Below are 21891 nucleotides of genomic sequence, written 5' to 3'. Positions count from 1 at the left end.
TCCCCGTACCGGCCCGGTGCGTTCCCGCCGGGCGTGTTCGTGCGGGGTGCGGCCGGCCGCACCGGCCGGGGGACTCCCGGACCGGTCAGGCGGCGTCCGCGGGACCGGCCAGTTCGGCGAGCATCGCCTCGCGGAAGCGCAGGGTGCCGGCCAGCCGGGCGAAGGTCTCGCCCCAGGCGGTGGCGGGCGCGGCGCCGGCGGCCAGCGCCTCGACGGCTTCGGCGGCCCCGGGGGAGAGCGCGCGCTCGGTCATCCCGAGCACTCCGCTGTGGCTCCACGGGTAGGCGCCGGAGGCGGCGGCCCGGTCCAGCGCCCCCACCACGGCGGTGGAGAGCGGCGGGGTCCACGGTGTCGCGCAGGCGCCGAGCAGCTGGAAGGCCTCGCCCAGGCCGTGCGCCTCGATGAACGCGGCCGTCCAGGCGGCCCGTTCGGCGGGCGGGAGCACCGCGAGCAGTTTGGCCGGGGCGCCGGTGGTGCGGGCGCTCCGGGCCGTCCGGCCGGGGGCGGGCGAGGGCGGCGGGCCGAGCAGCGCGCGGGCCCAGTCGGCGTCCTGCTGGCGGACGGCGGCCCGGGCCCAGGCCTCGCGCAGGTCGTCGGCCCAGGTGCTGCTGGTCTCGTCGATGGAGTCGCCGACCCGCAGGGTGAGCAGCCGGTCGGGTGCCAGACCGGTGTGCGCGGGCCAGACGGCGAGCGGCGCGGCGGCGATCACCTCGCCGAACCACCAGGCCCGTTCGCCGCGCCCGGTGGGCGACTTGGGGGGTATGCCGTCGCGCTGCATGGCCGCGTCGCAGGCGGTGGGCGGGGTGACCAGCAGGTGGGTGCCGTGCTCGGAGAGGTGGACGGCGGCGCGGGCGCGCTCGGCCATCCGGGCGGCGAGCGCGGAGCCGGGCAGGGTGGACAGCAGCTCGGCGGCGGTGGCCCGGACGTTCTTGCTGCGGTCGCCGAGCGCGGCCTCCAGGAAGGGCTCGTCGGCGGGCGAGAGGCCCTCCTGGAGGGCGTCCAGGAAGAGCAGCCGGTCCTCGGCGCGCTCGGTGGGCCAGGTGCTCCTCAGCAGGGCCAGGCCGGCGGCCGGGTCGCGGCGGCGGAGCAGGGTGAGGTGGGTGACGCGCTCGGCGAACAGGCCCTCGTGCCAGAGGTGGTCGCCCCCGGCGGCCGCCTCCGGGCCCGGCGGTGATCCGGCGGTGGTGCGCAGGACGAACCGCCAGTCCGGGTTGCGGTCGGCGAGCCAGCGGCCGAGCGGGCCGGCCAGCGCGACCGCGTCGGGGCGCAGCTCGCTGCGGGCCCGGGCGGCGTCCAGCAGGGCCGGGACGGTGGCTGCGGGCGGGCGGAGGCCGCGGGCGCGGGCGGTGGCCAGCCACTGCGGGAGCAGCTCGCCGAGGTTGGCGAGGACGCCGGCGCCGGTGCCGCGGCTGGAGAGCAGCAGGGAGAGGCGGCGGGCGGCCGGGGCCGGCAGTTCGGGGCGCCCGTCCTCCGGGGCGGGGTCGGCGGGCGGTCCGGCGGCGGGGACGGGCAGCGCGCCGGCGCGGCGGCGGACCGTCTCCAGGGCGGCGAGTTCGAGCAGCGCGGTGGCCTGGTCGGTGCGGTCGACGTCCCGGGCGTACGGGGCGGCCGGGTCGGGCGCGGGGAGCGGGCGGCGGTCGGTGCCGAGCAGGGCGGCGGTGTGCAGGGACTCCCAGGGGTCGGGCACGGGGGCTCCTCCGGTGAAGCGGTCGGTCGACATCAGGCGGTGGTGAGGCCGATCGGGCGGCCGTCCGGACCCCAGGCGGTGACGGGGGCGAAGCCGCGGTGGCCGTACTCGCCGAAGACGGTGAGCGGGCGGCCGGTGGAGACGGCGGCCAGCCGCCAGAGCGCGGCCTCGGGGGTGGCGGCGCGGTGGACCGGGAGGGTGTGCCGGCCGTCGGTGAGGTGCCAGCCCTCGGGGGAGAGGACGGGGACGACGTCGGTGAGGACGGTCGGCCAGGCGTCCAGCCAGGGGTCGTCGGCGACGGCGGTGCCGTAGCCGGCGACGGCCTCGGCGACGGTGAGCCCGGACGGCGGGCCGTCGGGCGCCGCCTCGGGGGCGCCGTACCGGGTGCCGAGCACGGCCCGCAGCGGGCGGGCGCCGGGGTGGAAGGCGAGTTCGGCCTCGACCGGCCGGCCGGTGGGCAGGGCGAGGTCGGGCGCCTGGCCGGGGCGGCCGAAGGCGAGCAGCAGCGCGGGCCGGCCGGTCTTGGCGCCGCGCAGCCAGACGCGGCGGGTGGTGAGCCGGTCGTCGGCGCCGCCCTCCATCGACGACGTCCGGCTGCCGAGGACCAGCCAGCGGTCGCGGACGGTGGGGCCGGCCAGCAGCTCCGCGGTGTCGGTGGTGTAGCCGATCCGGGCGCGGACGGTGGCGGCGAGCGGCGCGGGCAGCTCGTCGACCCGGGTGGCGGCGGTGGCGAGCAGGTGGACCATGGCGTACTCCTCCAGGAGTCCGTGCTGCGGAGCGGAGTCGAGCTCGCGGACCCGGGTGGCCAGGCCGGGGGCCTGGGCGTCCACCATGCGGGCGGCGACCTCCTCCCAGGGGCCGGCGGTGGACTGGTCGGCGAGGCCGTGCCGGACCCGGTCGGCGAGCCGGAGCCGCAGTTCGGCGGCGCCGGCGGCGACCCGGGCGGAGCGCTTCTCGGCGCGGCGGCGGGCGGCGGCCGGGTCGGCGGGGGCCTCGGCCCTGGTGACGCGCTGTTCGGCGCGGTCCCGGCGGGCCGCCAGCCAGTCGGCCGCCCAGTCGGCGGGCTCGGCGGCGGCGGGCACGGCGTCGGGGGCGGAGCTCCAGAGCAGGAGGAGTCCGAGCGCGTGCTTGCACGGGAACTTCCGGCTCGGGCAACTGCACTGGTAGGCGGGCGTCGCCAGCTCGACGACGGTGCGGTAGGGCGTGCTGCCGCTGCCCCGGCACTCGCCCCAGACCGCGTCGCCGTCGGTGCCGGCGGCCGACCAGGGTGCGGGCGCCGAGAGCTTGCCCGCGGCCTTCTTCGAGGCGGCGTCGGGCGCCAGGGACAGGACGTGTTCGGTGCTCCAGCGTTCCTCCATGCCGACGACGTTAGGCGGGGGGACTGACAGTCGGGCGGCCCGAACTGAGGTCCGGTCAGGATTGTCAGTGGTCCGGTGCAGGGTGGTTCCCGCAGGCCGGGACGCCGACCTGGCTCCCCCCGATCACCTTGCCGCCACGCCACCCGTGTGCCCGGCGGCCGACCCGAAGGAGCCCTGATGACCGACGTCACGACCGACGTCCTGCGGCAGCACGCCGAGGACTCGTTCGCCGCCGAGCTGGCCGCGCTGGCCGCGCAGGACGACCGTCCGCGCCCGGAGCGCTGGAGGCTGTCCCCGTGGGCGGTCGCCACCTACCTGCTGGGCGGCGGGCTGCCGGACGGCACCGTGGTCACGCCCAAGTACATCGGCCCGCGCCGGGTGGTCGAGGTCGCCGTGACGACGCTGGCCACCGACCGGGCGCTGCTGCTGCTCGGCGTGCCCGGCACCGCCAAGACCTGGGTGTCCGAGCACCTGGCCGCGGCGATCAGCGGCGACTCCACGCTGCTGGTCCAGGGCACCGCCGGCACCCCGGAGGAGGCCGTCCGGTACGGCTGGAACTACGCGCAGCTGCTCACCAACGGGCCCAGCCGGGAGGCGCTGGTGCCCTCGCCGCTGATGCGGGCGATGGCGGACGGGAAGATCGCCCGGGTCGAGGAGCTGACCCGCATCCCGGCGGACGTCCAGGACAGTCTGATCACCATCCTGTCGGAGAAGACGCTGCCGATCCCCGAGCTGGGGTCGGAGACGCAGGCCGTCCGCGGCTTCAACCTCATCGCCACCGCCAACGACCGCGACCGGGGCGTGAACGAGCTGTCGAGCGCCCTGCGCCGCCGGTTCAACACCGTGGTGCTGCCGCTGCCCGGTTCGCTTGAGGAGGAGGTCGACATCGTCACCCGCCGGGTCGAGCAGCTCGGCCGCTCCCTGCAACTGCCCGAACTGCCCGGCGGGGCCGAGGAGATCAGGCGCGTGGTGACGGTCTTCCGGGAGCTGCGGGCCGGGATCACCGCCGACGGCCGGACCAAGGTGAAGACGCCCAGCGGCACCCTCTCCACGGCTGAGGCGATCTCGGTGGTCACCAACGGCATGGCGCTCGCCGCCCACTTCGGCGACGGCGTGCTCAGGGCAGGCGACGTCGCGGCCGGCGTGATCGGCGCCGTCGTCCGCGACCCCGTCGCCGACCAGGTGGTCTGGCGCGAGTACGTCGAGGGCGTGGTCCGCGAGCGGGACGGCTGGAAGGACTTCTACCGCGCCGCCCGTGAGAACGCCCGCTGAACAGCACGACCGGAACCGACATCGGGAGGGAGGGCGCGATGAGCGCAGAGGTGACGCTGCTGGGCGTACGGCACCACGGTCCGGGCTCGGCCCGCGCGGTGGCCGCCGCACTGGAACTGCTGCGGCCGGACGCGGTGCTGGTCGAGGGGCCGCCGGAGGCCGACACGCTCCTCGGGCTGGCCGCCGACAAGGCGATGGTGCCGCCGGTCGCCCTGCTCGCCCACGCGGCGGACGACCCGGCCCGGGCGGCGTTCTGGCCCTACGCCGAGTTCTCGCCGGAGTGGGTGGCGATCCGGTACGCCGTCGAACTCGGCGTCCCGGTGCGCTTCATCGACCTGCCGGCCGCGTACGGCTTCGCCGACGCCGGGCCGCCGGAGGCCGGCGGGGGCACCGGGGACGGCGACGGGGACGGGGGCACCGGAGCGGACGCCGGGGACGGGGACGCTGCCCTGCTGCGCGACCCGATCGCCCGACTGGCCGAGGCCGCCGGCCACGACGACCCGGAGCGCTGGTGGGAGGACGTGGTCGAGCACCGGCGCCCCGGCGAGGACGCGCTCGCGCCGTTCGCGGCCGTCGCCGAGGCGATGACGGCGCTGCGCGAGGGCGGCGGCGGGGCCGGTCCGCGCGACGAGCGGCGCGAGGCCCACATGCGCCAGCGGATCCGCGCCGCCCGCCGGGCCGGCCACCGGCGGATCGCCGTGGTCTGCGGGGCCTTCCACGTCCCGGCGCTGGCCGTCATGCCCACCGTCGCGCACGACCGGGCGCTGCTCGCCGGACTGCCCAGGAAGGTCCGGACCGAGATCACCTGGGTCCCCTGGACGCACCGCCGGCTCTCCCAGCCCACCTACGGCGCCGGGATCGTCTCCCCGGGCTGGTACCACCACCTGTTCCGGACCGGGGGCGACCCGCTGCCCGCGTGGCTCACCCGGGCCGCCGGGCTGCTCCGCGCCGAGGACCACCCGGTCTCCTCCGCGCACGTCATCGAGGCCGTCCGGCTGGCCCGCACCCTCGCCGCCGTGCGCGGGCGCCCGCTCGCCGGGCTCACCGAGACGCTGGACGCCGTCCGGGCGGTGATGTGCGACGGCTCGGACGTCGCCCTGGCGCTGGTCCGGGACCGCCTGGTGATCGGCGACGCGCTCGGCGAGGTGCCCGACGGCGCGCCGGCCGTCCCGCTCCAGCGCGACCTCTCCCGGCTGCAGCGCTCGCTGCGGCTCAAGCCCGAGGTCGAACCGCGCGACCTCGACCTCGACCTGCGCAAGGAGACCGACGCGGCCCGTTCCCGGCTGCTGCACCGGCTCCGCCTGCTCGGCGTCGACTGGGGCGTGCCGGCCCGCTCCGCGGTGGCCTCCACCGGGACGTTCCGGGAGAGCTGGCGGCTCTGCTGGCAGCCCGAGTTCGCCGTCCGGATCGCCGAGGCCGCCCAGTGGGGCACCACCGTCGAGCGGGCCGCCGTCGGCAAGGCGGTCGGCACCGCCCGCGCCGCCGCCGAACTCGCCGAGATCACCGGCCTGGTGGAGACCTGCCTGGTGGCCGGACTGGCCGACGCGCTGCCCACGGTGATGCGGGTGCTCGCCGACTGCGCCGCCCTCGACACCGACGTCGCCCACCTCGCCCACGCGCTGCCCGCCCTGGTCCGCGCGCTGCGCTACGGCGACGTCCGGGGCACCGACCACGGCGCGCTCGACGAGGTCGCCACCGGGCTCGCCGACCGGATCTGCGTCGGCCTGCCGCCGGCCTGCACCGGGCTGGACGCGGCCGGGGCCGCACTGATGCGCGGTCACCTCGACGAGGTGCACGGTGCGATCGGCCTGCTGGACCCGGCCGACGGCCTCGCCGACCGGTGGGCCGGCACCCTGCGGGCGCTCGCCCGGCGCGAGCCGGCCGGCGGACCGGCCACCGGTGTCCCGGGCCTGCTCCGCGGGCGGGCCGTCCGGCTGCTGCTGGACGACGGCCGGCTCGACCCGGAGGAGGCGGGCCGCCGGCTCGGCCTCGTCCTGTCCGCGGCCGGCAGCCCGGCGGACGCGGCCGGCTGGATCGAGGGCTTCCTCACCGGCGGCGGCGCGCTGCTGCTGCACGACCCGCGACTGCTGGGTCTGCTCGACGACTGGCTGGCCGGCGTGTCGGCGGAGGCCTTCACCGATGTGCTGCCGCTGCTCCGCCGGACCTTCGCCACCCTGGAGGCCGGAGTCCGCAGCACCGTCGGCGGCAGGGTCGCGGCCGGGCCGCTCGGCGGCGAGCCGGCGGGGCCGGACGGACCGGACGGCGGCGCGCCCGGTCTGGACCCGGTGCGGGCGGATGCCGCGCTCCCCACGGTCGCCCTCCTGCTCGGACTGCCCGTCACCCCCGGCGGTCCCGCCCTGCCGGCCGGCCCCGGCGACCGGCCGCGGATCCCCCGGCAGGCCGAAGGCCGCGACACCTGACCGACGGACGAACGCAGAGGAGCACCCCGATGGCAACCACCACCCCCGGCTCCGCCCCCCTCGCCGCCGACGAGCGGCTCCGCCGCTGGCGACTGGTGCTCGGCGGCGAGGCGGACGGCACCGGCCACACCCTGCGCGGCCGGGACGCCGCGATCGACGGCGCGCTCGCCGCGCTCTACCGGGGCGCCCCGGAGGAGGGCCGCGGCGCCGGCCGCCCCGGCCGCCGCACCGCCGGCCTGGGCGGCTCGGCCCCGCAGGTGGCCCGCTGGCTGGGCGACATCCGGGAGTACTTCCCGGTCACCGTCGTCCAGCTGATGCAGCAGGACGCGATCACCCGGCTCGGGCTGGACCAGCTGCTGCTGGAGCCGGAGATGCTGGAGGCCGTCGAGCCCGACGTCCACCTGGTCGGCACGCTGCTCTCGCTCAAGCACGCGCTGCCCGAGACCACCCGGGAGAGCGCCCGGGCGGTGGTCGGCAAGGTGGTCGCCGAGCTGGAGCGCCGGCTCGCCGACCGCACCCGCGCCACCCTCGGCGGCGCGCTGGACCGCAGCGCCAGGGTCAACCGCCCGCGCCACCGCGACATCGACTGGGACCGCACCATCCGGGCCAACCTGAAGAACCACCTGCCCGAGCACGGCACCGTCGTCCCGGAGCGGCTGGTCGGCTACGCCCGGGCGCAGCGCGCGGTGAAGAAGGACGTCATCCTCTGCATCGACCAGTCCGGCTCGATGGCCCCCTCGGTGGTGCACTCGGCGGTGTTCGGCGCGGTGCTCGCCTCGATGCGGAGCCTGGACACCCGGCTGGTCGTCTTCGACACCTCGGTGGTCGACCTCACCGAGCAGCTGACCGACCCGGTCGACGTGCTGTTCGCCACCCGGCTCGGCGGCGGCACCGACATCAACCGGGCGCTCGCCTACTGCCAGTCGAGGATCACCCGGCCGGCGGAGACGATCGTGGTGCTGATCAGCGACCTCTACGAGGGAGGGATCCGGGACGAGATGCTCAAGCGGGTGGCCGCGATGAAGGCGGCCGGCGTCCAGTTCATCGCGCTGCTGGCGCTCTCCGACGAGGGTGCTCCCGCCTACGACCACGCGCACGCCGCCGCCCTGGCCGCGCTGGGCGCCCCGGCCTTCGCCTGCACGCCCGACGCCTTCCCGGAGATCATGGCCGCCGCGATCGAGAAGCGTCCGATCCCGGTGCCGGACCGGGGGGTGTGAGCGGACACCCGGACGGAGGCGCGGCGGAGGTGCGGGCGGTGGCGCGAACCGGATCCCTGCACGGGGGTGTCGACGCCGTGGCGCGGACTTCACCCGGACGGGGGAAGTCGTGGTGCGGACCGACTGCCCCGCCGGTCAGAGCGCCCGGCGTACGCCCGTAGGCTGTCTGTGATGGTTCTCACCAAAGACGGGCCGGTCCCGGGCGAAACACGCCCGTCGTACGGCGATAACCTGCCAGACGGACGTGACGCGCGTGTTGATTGACGTGTGCGCCCGTAGCCGTGTGGGCCGCAAGGCCGTACCTCTGCGTACCCGCACCGCTTCGACGACCCGCAGCGAAGATCCTGCCGTGGCACGCTCGTAGAGACACAATCCGCGACCACGAACAAGGACAAACACGTGGACCTGTTCGAGTACCAGGCGAGGGACCTCTTCGCCAAGCACGGTGTGCCCGTGCTTGACGGTGATGTCATCGAGACCGCCGCAGACGCTGCCGCCATCGCGGAGCGCTTCGGCGGCCGCGCCGTCGTCAAGGCTCAGGTGAAGGTGGGTGGCCGAGGCAAGGCCGGTGGCGTCAAGCTCGCCGCCGACCCGGCGGACGCCGTCGCCAAGGCCGGGGCGATCCTCGGCATGGACATCAAGGGCCACACCGTTCACAAGGTGATGCTTGCCCAGACCGCGGACATCAAGGAGGAGTACTACGTCTCCTTCCTGCTCGACCGCACCAACCGCACCTTCCTGGCCATGGCCAGCGTCGAGGGCGGTGTGGAGATCGAGGTCGTCGCGGAGGAGAACCCGGACGCGCTCGCCAAGATCCCGGTCGACCCCAACGAGGGTGTGACCCCGGAGAAGGCCGCCGAGATCGTCGCCGCCGCGAAGTTCCCGGCCGAGATCGCCGACCAGGTCGCCGACGTCCTGCAGAAGCTCTGGGTCGTCTTCATCAAGGAGGACGCCCTCCTCGTCGAGGTCAACCCGCTGATCAAGTCCGGCGACGGCAAGATCATCGCGCTCGACGGCAAGGTCTCCCTGGACGAGAACGCCGAGTTCCGCCAGCCGGAGCACGAGGCGCTTGAGGACAAGGCCGCCGCGAACCCGCTGGAGGCCGCGGCCAAGGCCAAGGGCCTCAACTACGTCAAGCTCGACGGCGAGGTCGGCATCATCGGCAACGGCGCGGGTCTCGTCATGAGCACCCTCGACGTCGTCGCCTACGCGGGCGAGAGCCACGGCGGCGTCAAGCCCGCCAACTTCCTCGACATCGGCGGTGGCGCCTCCGCCGAGGTCATGGCGAACGGCCTGGAGATCATCCTGGGCGACCCCGACGTCAAGTCGGTCTTCGTCAACGTCTTCGGCGGCATCACCGCGTGCGACGCCGTCGCCAACGGCATCGTGCAGGCCCTGGAGCTGCTCTCGTCCAAGGGCGAGGCCGTCAGCAAGCCGCTCGTCGTCCGCCTGGACGGCAACAACGCGGAGCTGGGTCGCAAGATCCTCGACGACGCGAACCACCCGCTGGTCCAGCGCGTGGACACCATGGACGGTGCGGCCGACCGCGCCGCCGAGCTGGCCAACAAGTAAGGAAGGGGACTTTCACACCATGGCTATCTTCCTTACCAAGGACAGCAAGGTCATCGTTCAGGGCATGACCGGCTCCGAGGGCATGAAGCACACCCGCCGCATGCTCGCCTCCGGCACCCAGATCGTCGGCGGTGTCAACCCGCGCAAGGCCGGCACCACGGTCGACGTCGACGGCACCGAGGTGCCCGTCTTCGGCTCCGTCGCCGAGGCCATCGAGAAGACCGGTGCCGACGTCACCGTCATCTTCGTGCCGCCGAAGTTCACCAAGGACGCCGTCGTCGAGGCCGTCGACGCCGAGATCGGCCTGGCCGTCGTCATCACCGAGGGCGTCCCGGTGCACGACACCGCCGCCTTCTGGGCCTACGCCGGCTCGAAGGGCAACAAGACCCGGATCATCGGCCCGAACTGCCCCGGCCTGATCAGCCCCGGCCAGTCGAACGCCGGCATCATCCCGGCCGACATCACCAAGGCCGGCAAGATCGGTCTGGTCTCGAAGTCGGGCACCCTGACCTACCAGCTCATGTACGAGCTGCGCGACATCGGCTTCTCCTCGGCCGTGGGCATCGGCGGTGACCCGGTCATCGGCACCACCCACATCGACGCCCTCAAGGCGTTCCAGGAGGACCCGGAGACCGAGCTCATCGTCATGATCGGTGAGATCGGTGGCGACGCCGAGGAGCGTGCCGCGGCCTACATCGCCGAGCACGTCACCAAGCCGGTCGTCGGCTACGTCGCGGGCTTCACCGCCCCCGAGGGCAAGACCATGGGCCACGCCGGCGCCATCGTCTCCGGCTCCTCGGGCACCGCCCAGGCGAAGAAGGAGGCCCTTGAGGCCGCCGGTGTCAAGGTCGGCAAGACGCCGTCCGAGACCGCCCGCCTGGCGCGCGAGCTCTTCAAGGGCTGACGCTCCCCGCACGTGTCGAGCGCCCCCGTCCGGTGATCCGGGCGGGGGCGCTCGCCGTTCCGGGCCGGGCGCGCGGTGCCGTGCCCGCGCCCTCCGGCGTCCCGTCGGCGCCCCTCCGTGCGAGGTCAGCGGTCGGTCGCGCACCGGTGCAGCGCCCAGTCCGGGCACGGATGCCGGTGCGGCCCGATGGCCACCGTGCCCGGCGGAGGCAGCGCCTCGGTCGCCCGCCCCCTTGTCGGCGGCCGGTACGGATCGTCCGGCCGGGGCGGCGGCGGGTCCAGCACCACCGGCTCCAGGCCCGGCGTGGGTGAGCACCAGAGGCTGTGGATCCCCGACGGCGTCCCGTCCGCGAGCAGCGGCAGCAGGGCCTCGGGCTCCGTCGCGAGCGTCGGGACCGGCGCGCAGAGCACCGGCGGCGGCGGATCGGCGGGCCGGAACAGCGCCCCGGGGCCGCCCCCCGCCAGCGTCGCGGCCACCGCGCCGCCCACCGCCACCGTGAGCAGCGCCGCCGCCCCCGTCCGGCCCGCGGCGACCAGCCCGTGCCGGGCCCGCAGCAGCGGCACCGGCGGGCGGTGCGGCTCCGGGACCCCGCGCACCGCCGCCCGGTGCAGCAGCCCGCACAGCCGGTCGGCGAACCCGTCCGCCGCCGGATCCGGTCCGACCAGCTCCGGCACCCAGTGCGCCAGCGCCGTCCGCGCGGCCCAGACCCGGCCCTCGGCCGCCGCCACCGTCGACTCCACCTCGACCGCCACCGCGTCGGCCGGCAGCCCCAGGCCGTCGTGCAGCACCAGTGCCCGGCGCTGCGGGCGGGAGAGGCGCTTGAGCGCCTTCAGCAGCGCGCGGTCGCGGTCGGTGAGGCGGTCGTGGTCCGGCAGCACCGCCTGGGACTCGTCCGCCGGACGCACCTTGATCCGCCGGTGCGGCAGGTGCCACACGTGCGCCCGGCGCGGCCCGCCGCGGTGCCACGGTGACAGGGCCAGTTCGAACGCCCTGGTCCGCACCCACCGCTCCGGCGCGCCGCCCGGCGCCACCTCCGCCCATTGGCGCCGGGCCTCCCCGAAGGCCCGCCCGACGCAGTGCACGGCCCGGTGCTTGCAGGCGGTGAGCAGGAAGGTCTGCTGCACCAGCCGGGTGTGCGCCTCCTCGTACACCTCCTCGAAGGAGCCCGTGCCGGGGCCGGAGCCCGTGCCGGGGCCGGGGTCGGAGCCGGTGGCGGTGGCGCGGTCCGGGCCGGTGCCCCCGGCCGCCGACCCGGCCGCGGCCGCGGCAGCGGCGACCGGTTCGGCTGCGGGGCGGCGGTCGGTGGACCTGCGGGGGGCGGTGGTGCGGGCCGACTGCACGGGTTCACCGGTCTGCGGAAGCGGAGCGGTCCGGCCGACGGCCGCCGTCGGGGGCTCGGTCGGGCGGCGGTCGGCCGGCCTGCCCGCGGGGCCGGGTCCGGCGGGCGCCGGTCGGTCGGCCGGCCCGCCCGCGGGCGTGTGGTCCGGGCGGCCGGCTCCCGGGGCTCCGCTCCCGGCGCCCCGGGCGCCCTCGCCGGCCGGGGCGGGGGCCTCCTCCGCCGGAGGTACCGGGTGCCGGTCGGCGGCAGGTCGGCCCGTGGAGGCGGCGCTACCGGCGGCCGGATGCTCGGCGCCACCGCCGGTGCGGGCCGTCCCGGCTGCCGGACGGTTCGCGGCCGCTGCGCCGGGCCGCTGCTTCGACGGCGCCGCCGTCCGCGCCCCGTCGGCGGGGGACGGGCCGTCGGCGGGTCGGCCGTCGTCCGTGCCCTTCGGGTGGCGGGCGGGCGAGGTGCCGGTCGGCCGGTCGGCCCGGTGCGGTGCGCTCGGCGTGCCCGGCGTGGTGCGGCCGTCCTCGGTGGTGGCCGCGCCGCCGCCGGGCCTCCCCTCGGTGGTGCGGGAGCCCACCGGTGCCTTCGGCGCGGGGGAGCCGCTGCCGGGGCGGGGCTCCGGCCCGCCGGCCGCTTCCCCCGGTGCCGGAGCCGGAGCCGGTGCCGCAGCCGCAGCCGCAGCGGGTGACGGCGATGCCGACGACGGCGACGTCGGTGCTGCCGGGTCGTCGGGCCGGGCCGGGCCCAGCAGGGCGGCGAAGGCGGCGATCTCGGCCGGCGTGTGGGTGCCGAGCTTGCGCAGGGCCCGGTGCCGGTAGCTGCGGGCGGTGGTGGGTGTGACGCCGAGTGCGGTCGCGGTCTCGGCGAGGTCCCGTCCGGCCGCGACGTGGGCGAAGGCCTCGGCCTCACGGGCCGTCAGCCGGCCGAACAGCCGGGCGGCCTCCTCCTGCGCCCGCGGTCGGTTCTCGGCGCTCGTCTCCTCCGGTCGGGCCTCGGCGGTCCCGGACCGGCCGCGTCGGGCCTTGGCCTTGCCGGGGCGGCCCTTCCCGGTGTGGCCCTGCGGTGCGGGTGTGGGGGCCGGCTGGCTGGTGGGGCGGTCGGCGGTCGGCGGCTTGGTCATCAGACGCTCCGGGCCGGATCGGTGGCGGCGGCGTGAGGGCAGGGTCTGAAAATGCGCATAAGCCAATAATCTGGGACACCCCGGCAGTTTGCCTCTTCACGGAGCATGGCGAGTCGCCTTGGCACGATGAGCCGCATGACGCAGCTGATGGGCCGTCCGATCCTTGAAGTGCAGGGCGAACTGGGCGCCAGACCGGTGCTGTCGGCCCTGCTGGCCGGGGTCCGGACCGCCCTGCTCGGCCTCGCCGCCGTCGCCGTCCCGGTGCTCGGGCTCTGGGTGGTGACTCCGTACGCGGACGACGGCGCGACCGGGGCGGTGCGACTGGCCGGGGCGCTCTGGCTGCTCGGGCACGGGGCGCCGGTGCTGCGGGGGGCGGCGGAGGCGCCGCTGACGGTCACGCCGTTGCTGCTCGGCCTGCTGGCGACGGCCCAGCTGTACCGCGCGGGGGCGCGGTCGGGGGCCCGGTCGGGGGCCGAGGGGGCCGCGGGGCGGGCCCGGCGGGGCGGTGCGGTGGCGGTCTGGGCCGGGTACTGCGCGGTGGCGGTCGGGGTGGTGGCGCAGTGTGCCGGGCCGGGGGAGTTCCGGGCCCGGGTGTTGCCGGACCTCCTGGTCGTGGCGGCGCTGGCCGGGGCGGCGACGGCGGCGGGCGCCCGCCGGGGCGTGCCGCTCCGGCTGCCGGCGGGTGCGTGGGAGCGGCTGGTGGCGCGGCTGCCGGTGACGGTCCGTCCGGTGGGCGGTGCGCAGGCGGTGCGGTCGGCGGCGCTGGCGGCCGGGGCGGGGCTGGTCGGGTCGGGGGCGGTGGTGCTGGCCGCGTCGGCGGTGCTGGCCGCGGCGGGCGGCGGCGGGCGGTCGGCGGCGCTGGCGGGCGGTCCGGCGGCGGTGGCGGGCGTGCTGCTGCTGAGTGTGGTGGTGCTGCCGAACGCGGTGCTCTGGGGTACGGCGTACGCGCTCGGGCCGGGGTTCGCGATGGGTGCGGGGGCGGTGGCGGCGCCGACCCGGACGGTGCCGGGGCCGGTGCCGGACTTTCCGCTGTTCGCGCTGCTGCCGGAGCCGGGGGCGGGCGGCTGGCGGCTGCTGGTCTGCCTGCTGCCCGCGGTGGCGGGGGTGGTCCCGGGGCTGCTGGTGGGCCGGGCTGCGGCGGGCGGGCGGCCGGTGACCGCGGCGGAGGCGCCCGGGGCGGAGGCCGGACCAGCGGCGCGGCCGCTCCCGTGGCACCCGCCGGCCACCGTGGCGGCGGTGCTCGCGGCCGCGCTGCTGACCGGTGGCGGTGCTGCGCTGCTCGGCGGGCTCTCGGGCGGGGCGCTGGCGGGCGGGCGGATGGCCTGGCTCGGGCCGGAGCCGTGGACGGCGGGGCCGGCCGCGGCGGGCTGGGTGGTGGCCGTGGCGGTCCCGGTCGCACTGCTGACCCGGTTCCGGGTGCTGCGGGCGGCCGCCGGAGGCGCCGGGGGCGGCGCGCTCACCCTCACCGCGCGCCGGGGCGTGCTGCTGCTGCGCGCCCGGGCGTACGCCGTTGTGGTCAGGCTGGCGGGCCGGCCGGGGGACGCGGAGTGACCCGCCGCGGCCACCGGCCGCGGTGGACCCGCACCGGCGAACCCGCGCCCTGGCCGCCCTGCGCTCCCGGTCCCACCCTGGTCCCACCGCGGTCCCACCACGGCCCCACCCCGGTCCCGCCGCGGGCGGCCACCCGCCCGCCGTCCGGCGGCGCGAGGCCGCCCGCGGTGTTCCGGCCGCCTACTCGCTCTTCTTGGTGATGTCCACGTACCACTGCGGTGCGAGCTTGTCGCAGCCGTCGGCGCCGCTGGAGGTGAGCGAGTCCTGGACACAGGTGACGTAGTCGTCGTAGTAGACGGCGAGGCCGAGCACCGAGGAGACGAAGACCACGGTCATCGCCCCGGTGAGGATGCCCGCCAGTGCGGCCGGGGTCAGCGGGTTGGGCGCGGCGGTCTCGGCCGGGCGGGAGGCCGGTGCCGCGGCCGGTGCGACGGCCGCGGCGTTGGCCGTGGCTGCGGCCGGCTTGGGGGACCGCATGGCGGAGACGCCCCAGGACACGGCGAGCGCGCCGACGAACAGGGCCACGTAGTGCAGCGAGGCGAAGGCGCAGACCAGCGAGATCATCCCGGCCAGGGCGGCGTTGCGGGCCCGGCGCTGGGCCGGGTCGTTCGGGTCGAGCTTGGGGGGCTGCGGCGCGGCCGGCCGGGGGTTCCAGCCGCCGCCCTGGTAGCCGGGGCTCCACGGGTGCGGCGGCGGGACGAGCGGGCGCTCGTCCGGTTCGCCGTCCTGGCCGTCGGGCCGGTCGGCGTCGCCGTTCGGGCGGGGGGTGCGCGGCCGCCACGGCTGGTCCGGGGCATCCGCCGGCGGCGGCGCGAAGGGGTTGCGCTCGCCGGTGTCGTCACCGCTGCTCATGGTTGGGCCATTCCTTCTCGGTCGGTGGGGCGGATGCCCGCGCCACCCTATGATCCCGCAGTCGTGCGCGGGGGGCTTCGGCGGCCTGCTGTCGGGGGCGGACCGGGCCGGGCCTGCGGCCCGGCGAGATCCCGGTCTCAGCTACGCGCGTAGCCCGACCGGGTGTTTCGGAGGCCGTCCGACCAGCCGTTATCGTGGTGACGGTCAGCAGCTCGCATGGGTTCCCCGGGCTCCCGCGTCGCGGCGGGTTTCCTCGGAATTCCCCCTCGCTCGACCTGCCGTTCGTAGTGGCCCCACCACCGGTGGACGTACCAGCGGACGGCGCCCGACCTACGGAGAATCGCGCAGTGGCCGCCGCCCCCGCCCAGCTCTTCCCGCCCCGCACGCCCGGACCGGCCCGCCTGGTGGTCCTGGTCTCCGGCTCCGGCACCAATCTGCAGGCGCTGATCGACGCCGCCGCCGACCCGCAGTTCGGCGCGGAGATCGTCGCCGTCGGTGCCGACCGCGACGGCATCGCCGGCCTGGAGCGGGCCGGGCGCGCCGGCCTGCCGGTCTTCGTGCACCGTGTGAAGGACTTCTCCGACCGGGCCGACTGGGACCGCGCGCTGACCGCCTCCGTCCGGGCGTACGAGCCGGACCTGGTCGTGACGGCCGGGTTCATGAAGATCCTCGGCCCCGGGTTCATCGAGGCCTTCGCCGGCCGGATCGTCAACACCCACCCCGCCCTGCTGCCGGCCTTCCCGGGCGCCCACGGCGTGACCGACGCGCTGGCGTACGGCGTGCGGGTCACCGGCTGCACCGTCCACCTGGTCGACGCAGGCGTCGACACCGGGCCGATCATCGCGCAGGGCGTCGTGGAGGTCCTCGACGCCGACCACGCCGATGGCGGCGACGCGCTGCACGAGCGCATCAAGACTGTCGAGCGCAAGCTGCTCGTCGACGTCGTGGGCCGGCTGGCCCGCGAGGGTCACCGCATCGAGGACCGAAAGGTATGGATTCCGGCATGAGCGCCGCCCCCACCACGCCCGTTGTCTCCGAGAACGTCCGTCCGATCCGCCGCGCGCTGATCAGCGTGTACGACAAGACCGGTCTGGAGGAGCTGGCCCAGGGCCTGCACGCCGCCGGGGTCGCCATCGTGTCGACCGGTTCCACCGCCGGCCGGATCGCCGCCGCCGGTGTCCCGGTGACCGAGGTCTCCGAGCTGACCGGCTTCCCGGAGTGCCTGGACGGGCGCGTGAAGACGCTGCACCCGCGCGTGCACGCCGGTGTGCTGGCCGACCTGCGGCTTGAGTCGCACCGCGCGCAGCTGGCCGAGCTGGGCGTCGAGCCCTTCGACCTGGTCGTGGTGAACCTCTACCCGTTCAAGGCGACCGTCGCCTCCGGCGCCACCCCGGACGAGTGCGTCGAGCAGATCGACATCGGCGGCCCGAGCATGGTCCGCGCCGCGGCCAAGAACCACCCCTCGGTGGCCGTCGTGGTCGACCCGGCCCGCTACGCCGACGTGCTCGCGGCCGCCCAGTCCGGCGGCTTCGACCTGCTGACCCGCAAGCGCCTGGCCGGGCAGGCCTTCGCGCACACCGCCGCCTACGACGTCGCGGTGGCCGACTGGTTCGAGGCCTCCGGCTACACCGGGAGCGAGGACGCCTTCCCGGCCTTCCTCGGCTCCGCCTACGAGCGCCAGAGCGTGCTCCGCTACGGCGAGAACCCGCACCAGGGCGCCGCGCTCTACAGCGACGGCAGCGGCGGCCTGGCCGGCGCGCAGCAGCTGCACGGCAAGGAGATGTCGTACAACAACTACGTCGACACCGACGCCGCCCGCCGCGCCGCGTACGACCACACCGAGCCGGCCGTCGCGATCATCAAGCACGCCAACCCGTGCGGGATCGCGACCGGTGCCGACGTCGCCGAGGCGCACCGCAAGGCGCACGAGTGCGACCCGGCCTCCGCGTACGGCGGCGTGATCGCCGTGAACCGCCCGGTCACCGTGGCGCTGGCCGAGCAGATCGCCCCGATCTTCACCGAGGTCGTGGTGGCGCCGGGTTACGAGGACGGCGCCGTCGAGGTGCTGGCCCGCAAGAAGAACCTGCGGGTGCTGCTGGCCCCCGAGGCCCCGGCCAACCGCCAGGAGGTCCGTCAGATCTCCGGCGGTGTGCTGCTCCAGGAAGCCGACCGGCTGCACGCCGCGGGCGACGACCCGGCGACCTGGACGCTGGCCACCGGCGAGGCGCTCTCCGAGGCCGAGCTGGCCGAGCTGGCCTTCGCCTGGCGGGCCTGCCGGGCCGTCAAGTCCAACGCGATCCTGCTGGCCAAGGACGGCGCCTCGGTCGGCGTCGGCATGGGCCAGGTCAACCGGGTGGACTCCTGCAAGCTCGCGGTCGAGCGGGCCGGCGAGCGGGCCGCGGGCTCGTACGCGGCCTCGGACGCCTTCTTCCCGTTCGCGGACGGGCCGGCGATCCTGATCGCCGCCGGTGTCCGGGCGATCGTCCAGCCGGGCGGTTCGATCCGGGACGAGGAGGTCGTCGCGGCGGCCGCCGAGGCGGGCGTGACGATGTACTTCACCGGTACCCGGCACTTCTTCCACTGACGCTCCGGCACGGTCCCGGCGCCGTCCGGCGCGGGGACCGTGCCGTGACCGTGGCACCGGCGGCGGCACCCGGTCGCCCGGACGGCCTGACGCGACGACGGAGCGGCCCGGCCCCCACCGTGGGGGCCGGGCCGCTCCGTCGTCGCGTGGTGCGGGTGCGTTACCGCCCGACCGGCGTTACTTCTTGATCACCAGGGTGCCGGCGGCACGGTCGTGCCAGCCCTGCAGCTTCCCGGAGTTGTCGAAGAACGGCGACAGGTAGACCAGCAGCGCCCCGATGTAGCAGAGGAAGGCGCCGACGATCGGGATGATGAAGCGGATGAAGCCGCCGCCCAGGCCGGGGACCTGACCGGTGTTCTCCTTGACCACGCGCAGGCCCAGGGCCAGCTTGCCCAGGGTGGCGCCGGCGAAGGAGACCATCAGCCACTCGTAGAGCAGGTTGAACACCGCCAGCACGGCGATCATGATCATCATGGTGGCGAGGAAGCCGGCGGCGGCGTCCTGCTGCTGCTGGAGGCAGTCGTTGTACGAGGCGCTGCCGTAGCGGTAGGAGGAGCAGTCGTCGGTCTCCTTGACGATGCCCAGCGCGCTGGCCAGACCGAGCGCCATGACCAGCGCGATGACCGCGCTGACCGCGAGGCCGTCGATCAGGCGGGCCAGGAACCGCTGGCCCATGGTGGCGAGCTTCACGGTGCCCAGCTGGGCGATGCTGATGTAGCCGTTGTTCGCCTGGAGGGTGCCCGGCGCCGGCGCGTACCCGTACGCCTGCTGCTGCGGCACGCCGTACGCGGGCTGCTGCTGCGGCGGCTGCTGCGGGTAGCCGTAGCCGGCGGCCGGCGGGGCCTGCTGGGGGTAGCCGTAACCGGGCTGCGGCGGCTGCTGGGGCTGCTGCGGCTGGTTGTACGGGTTGTTCGGATCGGGCGGGTAGCTCATCGATGCCTCCGGGCAGATGGGGACGGTGGGGACGGGACAGCGGAGGACCCGGAACGAGCCGGCGGATCGGGTGGCCGGCCGGACGGGACGTTAGCGGAGCGCGCTGACACCGGGGGCTTGGACGGCCCGGCGCGCGCCCCGGCTCATGACCGCGGGGACGGTGCGAACAGAAGGCGTGACGGCTCTGCGGCGGGCTGCGGCCCGCGTCGGCGGTAGGTCGTCGTCGGCGCGGTGCGGTCTGGTCGGCTCACTCTGTTCTTCCCCCGGGTACGCCCCCGCCGGGTCTGTCCGTCGGCCCGTCACCGGGCCGGATGCGGCGGGGAATGCCCGCTTATCGTCAACCGGACGGCAGTGCGCTGTCCAGCCGCGCCCGCGCGTCGGACCGGACTGTGGCGGAACCGCAATGTGACCCGTACGTTCCGTGCCCGCCCGGCCCCCGTGCGCGGCCCGGCGCCGGGGGGCGGAGGCCGTGGCGCGGGCGGTTGCCGCGATCCGGGAGAATGGTGTCATGACTGCCCAGATTCTCGATGGCAAGGCCACCGCGGCCGCGATCAAGTCCGAACTCGCCGCCCGCGTGGCGGCCCTCAAGGCGAAGGGCGTCACGCCCGGCCTCGGCACCGTCCTGGTCGGCGACGACCCGGGCAGCCGCTGGTACGTCAACGGCAAGCACCGCGACTGCGCCGAGGTCGGCATCGCCTCCATCCAGCGCGAACTGCCCGCCACCGCCACCCAGGAGGACGTCGAGAACGTCGTCCGCGAGCTGAACGCCGACCCGTCCTGCACCGGTTACATCGTCCAGCTCCCGCTGCCCAAGGGTCTCGACCCGAACCCCGTCCTGGAGCTCATGGACCCGGACAAGGACGCGGACGGCCTGCACCCGACCTCGCTCGGCCGGCTCGCGCTCGGCATCGAGGGCCCGCTGCCCTGCACCCCGCTCGGCATGGTCGAGCTGCTCCGCCGCCACGACGTCGAGATCGACGGCGCCGAGGTGGTCGTGATCGGCCGCGGCATCACCGTCGGCCGCTCGATCGGCCTGCTGCTGACCCGCCGCAGTGAGAACGCCACCGTCACGCTCTGCCACACCGGCACCCGCGACCTGGCCTACCACCTGCGGAAGGCCGACATCGTGGTGGCCGCCGCCGGCGTGCCGCACCTGGTCAAGCCGGAGGACGTCAAGCCCGGTGCGGCCGTGCTGGACGTCGGTGTCAGCCGCAGCGAGGGCAAGATCGTCGGCGACGTGCACCCGGGCGTGGCCGAGGTGGCCGGCTGGATCTCCCCGAACCCCGGCGGTGTGGGCCCGATGACCCGCGCCATGCTGCTGAACAACATCGTCGTGGCGGCCGAGCGCCGCGCCGGCAGCTGACCCCGAGGGCGGAGAACGATGAGCGAACCGCGGCGGACCAGGCGCAGGCCGGTCAAGACGACCGGAACCCTGCCCCCCGAGGGCTCGGCGGCGGCGCTGGGCCGTGAGCACGCGCTGCCGGTCCGGCAATGGCCGATAACGCTGGTCCTGCTGGTCGTCGGTGCCGGTCTCGCGGTCACCTGGTTCGCCGACTTCGAGGACGGGTTCAAGTACGGGCTGCTGATCATCGGCGGCGGGGTGCTGCTCGGGGCGCTGCTCCGGCTGGTGCTGCCCGAGGTCGGCATGCTGGCGGTGCGCAGCCGGTTCACCGACGTGATCGTGCTGACCTTCCTGGGGCTGTCGATCGTGCTGCTGACCCTGGTGGCCCAGCCCAACCCGTGGCTGGAGCTCCCGCTGCTGGACAACATCGGCCAGCTGATCGGGCGCCCGCGCCGCTGAGGCGCCGTGCCGTCGAGCCGCTCCGCGGCCGAGCCGCTGAGCTGCTGAGCCGCCGTGCCGACGCGCCGACGCGCCGACGCGCCGTTCCGGCCCCCGCCCGACCCACCGGGTGGGGGCCGTCATCGTCTGTGACGGAGCAGTCACGACCGCGGCCGCGGCGTACGCTTCCCTTTGCGATACCCTGACGCCGGTTCTCTCGATGTCGAGAGACCGTCCTCGGCTCCAGCGCGCCGAACGTGCCTGGGGCACCTGGCGATTTGCTGGAGAAGGTAGAAATGACCCGCACCCCCGTCAACGTCACCATCACCGGAGCCGCCGGCCAGATCGGCTACGCGCTGCTCTTCCGCATCGCCTCGGGCCACCTGCTCGGTGCCGACGTCCCGGTGAACCTCCGCCTCCTGGAGATCCCGCAGGGCCTCAAGGCCGCCGAGGGCACCGCGATGGAGCTCGTCGACTGCGCGTTCCCGCTGCTGCGCGACATCAAGATCACGGACAACCCGAACGAGGCCTTCGACGGCACCAACGTCGCGCTGCTGGTCGGCGCCCGTCCGCGCACCGCGGGCATGGAGCGCGGCGACCTGCTGCAGGCCAACGGCGGCATCTTCGGTCCGCAGGGCAAGGCCATCAACGACAACGCCGCGGACGACATCAAGGTCCTGGTCGTCGGCAACCCGGCCAACACCAACGCCCTGATCGCCCAGCGCAACGCCCCGGACGTGCCGGCCGAGCGCTTCACCGCGATGACCCGCCTGGACCACAACCGCGCGGTCGGCCAGCTCTCCGCCAAGACCGGCGCCCTGGTCTCCGACATCAAGCGCGTCACCATCTGGGGCAACCACTCCGCCACCCAGTACCCGGACGTCTTCCAGGCCGAGATCGCCGGCAAGCCGGCCTTCGAGGCCGTCGGCGCCGACCAGGCCTGGCTGGAGAACGACTTCATCCCGACCGTCGCCAAGCGCGGCGCGGCCATCATCGAGGCCCGCGGCGCGTCCTCGGCCGCCTCGGCCGCCAACGCCGCCATCGACCACGTGTACACCTGGGTCAACGGCACCGCCGAGGGCGACTGGACCTCCATGGGCGTCGTCTCCGACGGCTCCTACGGCGTGCCGGCCGGCCTGATCTCCTCCTTCCCGGTCACCACCAAGGACGGTGCCTTCGAGATCGTCCAGGGCCTGGAGATCTCCGACTTCTCCCGCGGCCGCATCGACGCCTCGGTCCAGGAGCTGGTCGAGGAGCGCGACGCGGTCCAGGAGCTCGGCCTCATCTGAGCCCGCCCGCAGTGCCCGCCGACGG

The 21891-nt window shown here is 75.8% G+C and carries 16 protein-coding genes; 11 read left to right on the top strand and 5 right to left on the bottom strand.

All coding sequences use genetic code 11. The features are described 5' to 3' along the window. Nucleotides 1–85: 85 nt before the first annotated feature. Together OG550_RS14990 and OG550_RS14985 are read right to left on the bottom strand one after the other, a co-directional pair. Complete coding sequence (locus OG550_RS14990) at nt 86–1720, bottom strand: DUF5691 domain-containing protein (protein WP_442906000.1); 1635 nt, start codon at nt 1718–1720, stop codon at nt 86–88. Next, entirely contained in the window at nt 1720–3045 is a 1326-nt protein-coding gene (locus tag OG550_RS14985; protein WP_327677765.1) for an SWIM zinc finger family protein, read from the bottom strand. Before OG550_RS14985 ends, OG550_RS14990 begins: the two co-directional genes overlap by 1 nt. A 177-nt stretch (nt 3046–3222) precedes the next feature. Here OG550_RS14985 and OG550_RS14980 point away from each other — a divergent pair, with 177 nt between their 5' ends. From OG550_RS14980 to sucD, 5 genes are all read left to right on the top strand, one after another. After that, a complete protein-coding gene (locus OG550_RS14980; protein ID WP_327677763.1) occupies nt 3223–4317 on the top strand; it encodes an ATP-binding protein in 1095 nt (364 codons plus the stop codon). 38 nt (nt 4318–4355) lie between these two features. Continuing rightward, entirely contained in the window at nt 4356–6737 is a 2382-nt protein-coding gene (locus OG550_RS14975; protein ID WP_327677761.1) for a DUF5682 family protein, read from the top strand. Between the two features lie 29 nt (nt 6738–6766). Next, nucleotides 6767–7954, top strand: coding sequence for a VWA domain-containing protein (locus OG550_RS14970; RefSeq protein WP_327677759.1), 1188 nt, complete (start codon nt 6767–6769; stop codon nt 7952–7954). Between the two features lie 399 nt (nt 7955–8353). Beyond that, nucleotides 8354–9526, top strand: a complete 1173-nt coding sequence (gene sucC, locus OG550_RS14965; protein ID WP_327677758.1) for an ADP-forming succinate--CoA ligase subunit beta — start codon at nt 8354–8356, stop codon at nt 9524–9526. Nucleotides 9527–9545: 19 nt separating this feature from the next. Then, nucleotides 9546–10430 carry a succinate--CoA ligase subunit alpha gene (gene sucD, locus OG550_RS14960; RefSeq protein ID WP_327677756.1) on the top strand — a complete coding sequence of 295 codons (885 nt, stop codon included), beginning with the start codon at nt 9546–9548 and terminating at the stop codon, nt 10428–10430. Nucleotides 10431–10555: 125 nt separating this feature from the next. On the opposite strand, the gene OG550_RS14955 is transcribed toward sucD, so the two are convergent. Continuing rightward, entirely contained in the window at nt 10556–12877 is a 2322-nt protein-coding gene (locus tag OG550_RS14955; protein ID WP_327677755.1) for a sigma factor-like helix-turn-helix DNA-binding protein, read from the bottom strand. A gap of 135 nt (nt 12878–13012) precedes the next feature. Between OG550_RS14955 and OG550_RS14950 the strand changes: the two genes are divergently transcribed. Next, nucleotides 13013–14428, top strand: coding sequence for a cell division protein PerM (locus OG550_RS14950; protein WP_327677752.1), 1416 nt, complete (start codon nt 13013–13015; stop codon nt 14426–14428). 180 nt (nt 14429–14608) lie between these two features. Here OG550_RS14950 and OG550_RS14945 read toward each other — a convergent pair whose 3' ends face one another. Next, the gene (locus OG550_RS14945) at nt 14609–15280 is read right to left on the bottom strand and encodes a hypothetical protein (protein ID WP_327677750.1); all 672 of its coding nucleotides are present in this window, start codon (nt 15278–15280) and stop codon (nt 14609–14611) included. A gap of 347 nt (nt 15281–15627) precedes the next feature. Here OG550_RS14945 and purN point away from each other — a divergent pair, with 347 nt between their 5' ends. Both purN and purH read left to right on the top strand, forming a co-directional pair. Beyond that, entirely contained in the window at nt 15628–16287 is a 660-nt protein-coding gene (gene purN / locus OG550_RS14940) for a phosphoribosylglycinamide formyltransferase (RefSeq protein WP_327677748.1), read from the top strand. Then, nucleotides 16284–17864, top strand: coding sequence for a bifunctional phosphoribosylaminoimidazolecarboxamide formyltransferase/IMP cyclohydrolase (gene purH / locus OG550_RS14935; RefSeq protein WP_327677746.1), 1581 nt, complete (start codon nt 16284–16286; stop codon nt 17862–17864). Before purN ends, purH begins: the two co-directional genes overlap by 4 nt. 177 nt (nt 17865–18041) lie before the next feature. Here purH and OG550_RS14930 read toward each other — a convergent pair whose 3' ends face one another. Beyond that, nucleotides 18042–18797 carry an RDD family protein gene (locus tag OG550_RS14930; RefSeq protein WP_327677744.1) on the bottom strand — a complete coding sequence of 252 codons (756 nt, stop codon included), beginning with the start codon at nt 18795–18797 and terminating at the stop codon, nt 18042–18044. Nucleotides 18798–19305: 508 nt separating this feature from the next. Between OG550_RS14930 and OG550_RS14925 the strand changes: the two genes are divergently transcribed. From OG550_RS14925 to OG550_RS14915, 3 genes are all read left to right on the top strand, one after another. Beyond that, nucleotides 19306–20160: a bifunctional methylenetetrahydrofolate dehydrogenase/methenyltetrahydrofolate cyclohydrolase gene (locus OG550_RS14925; RefSeq protein ID WP_327677742.1), complete on the top strand. Its 855-nt coding sequence runs from the start codon at nt 19306–19308 to the stop codon at nt 20158–20160. An 18-nt stretch (nt 20161–20178) separates the two neighbouring features. Then, entirely contained in the window at nt 20179–20598 is a 420-nt protein-coding gene (locus OG550_RS14920) for a DUF3017 domain-containing protein (protein ID WP_327677741.1), read from the top strand. 275 nt (nt 20599–20873) lie between these two features. Continuing rightward, nucleotides 20874–21866, top strand: a complete 993-nt coding sequence (locus OG550_RS14915) for a malate dehydrogenase (protein ID WP_327677740.1) — start codon at nt 20874–20876, stop codon at nt 21864–21866. Nucleotides 21867–21891 lie beyond the last annotated feature (25 nt).

Source organism: Kitasatospora sp. NBC_00458, assembly GCF_036013975.1.
Lineage (GTDB): Bacteria > Actinomycetota > Actinomycetes > Streptomycetales > Streptomycetaceae > Kitasatospora.
This window is presented reverse-complemented; position numbering and strand designations above follow the sequence as displayed.

What these genes read in the sequence shown, in the direction of transcription:
- OG550_RS14915 (WP_327677740.1), top strand. Translation starts at nt 20,874, where the DNA reads ATGACCCGCACCCCCGTCAACGTCACCATCACCGGAGCCGCCGGCCAG.
- OG550_RS14945 (WP_327677750.1), bottom strand. Translation starts at nt 15,280, where the DNA reads ATGAGCAGCGGTGACGACACCGGCGAGCGCAACCCCTTCGCGCCGCCG.
- OG550_RS14925 (WP_327677742.1), top strand. Translation starts at nt 19,306, where the DNA reads ATGACTGCCCAGATTCTCGATGGCAAGGCCACCGCGGCCGCGATCAAG.
- OG550_RS14985 (WP_327677765.1), bottom strand. Translation starts at nt 3,045, where the DNA reads ATGGAGGAACGCTGGAGCACCGAACACGTCCTGTCCCTGGCGCCCGAC.
- OG550_RS14980 (WP_327677763.1), top strand. Translation starts at nt 3,223, where the DNA reads ATGACCGACGTCACGACCGACGTCCTGCGGCAGCACGCCGAGGACTCG.
- OG550_RS14970 (WP_327677759.1), top strand. Translation starts at nt 6,767, where the DNA reads ATGGCAACCACCACCCCCGGCTCCGCCCCCCTCGCCGCCGACGAGCGG.
- OG550_RS14920 (WP_327677741.1), top strand. Translation starts at nt 20,179, where the DNA reads ATGAGCGAACCGCGGCGGACCAGGCGCAGGCCGGTCAAGACGACCGGA.
- OG550_RS14975 (WP_327677761.1), top strand. Translation starts at nt 4,356, where the DNA reads ATGAGCGCAGAGGTGACGCTGCTGGGCGTACGGCACCACGGTCCGGGC.
- OG550_RS14990 (WP_442906000.1), bottom strand. Translation starts at nt 1,720, where the DNA reads ATGTCGACCGACCGCTTCACCGGAGGAGCCCCCGTGCCCGACCCCTGG.
- OG550_RS14950 (WP_327677752.1), top strand. Translation starts at nt 13,013, where the DNA reads ATGACGCAGCTGATGGGCCGTCCGATCCTTGAAGTGCAGGGCGAACTG.
- OG550_RS14930 (WP_327677744.1), bottom strand. Translation starts at nt 18,797, where the DNA reads ATGAGCTACCCGCCCGATCCGAACAACCCGTACAACCAGCCGCAGCAG.
- sucD (WP_327677756.1), top strand. Translation starts at nt 9,546, where the DNA reads ATGGCTATCTTCCTTACCAAGGACAGCAAGGTCATCGTTCAGGGCATG.
- purH (WP_327677746.1), top strand. Translation starts at nt 16,284, where the DNA reads ATGAGCGCCGCCCCCACCACGCCCGTTGTCTCCGAGAACGTCCGTCCG.
- OG550_RS14955 (WP_327677755.1), bottom strand. Translation starts at nt 12,877, where the DNA reads ATGACCAAGCCGCCGACCGCCGACCGCCCCACCAGCCAGCCGGCCCCC.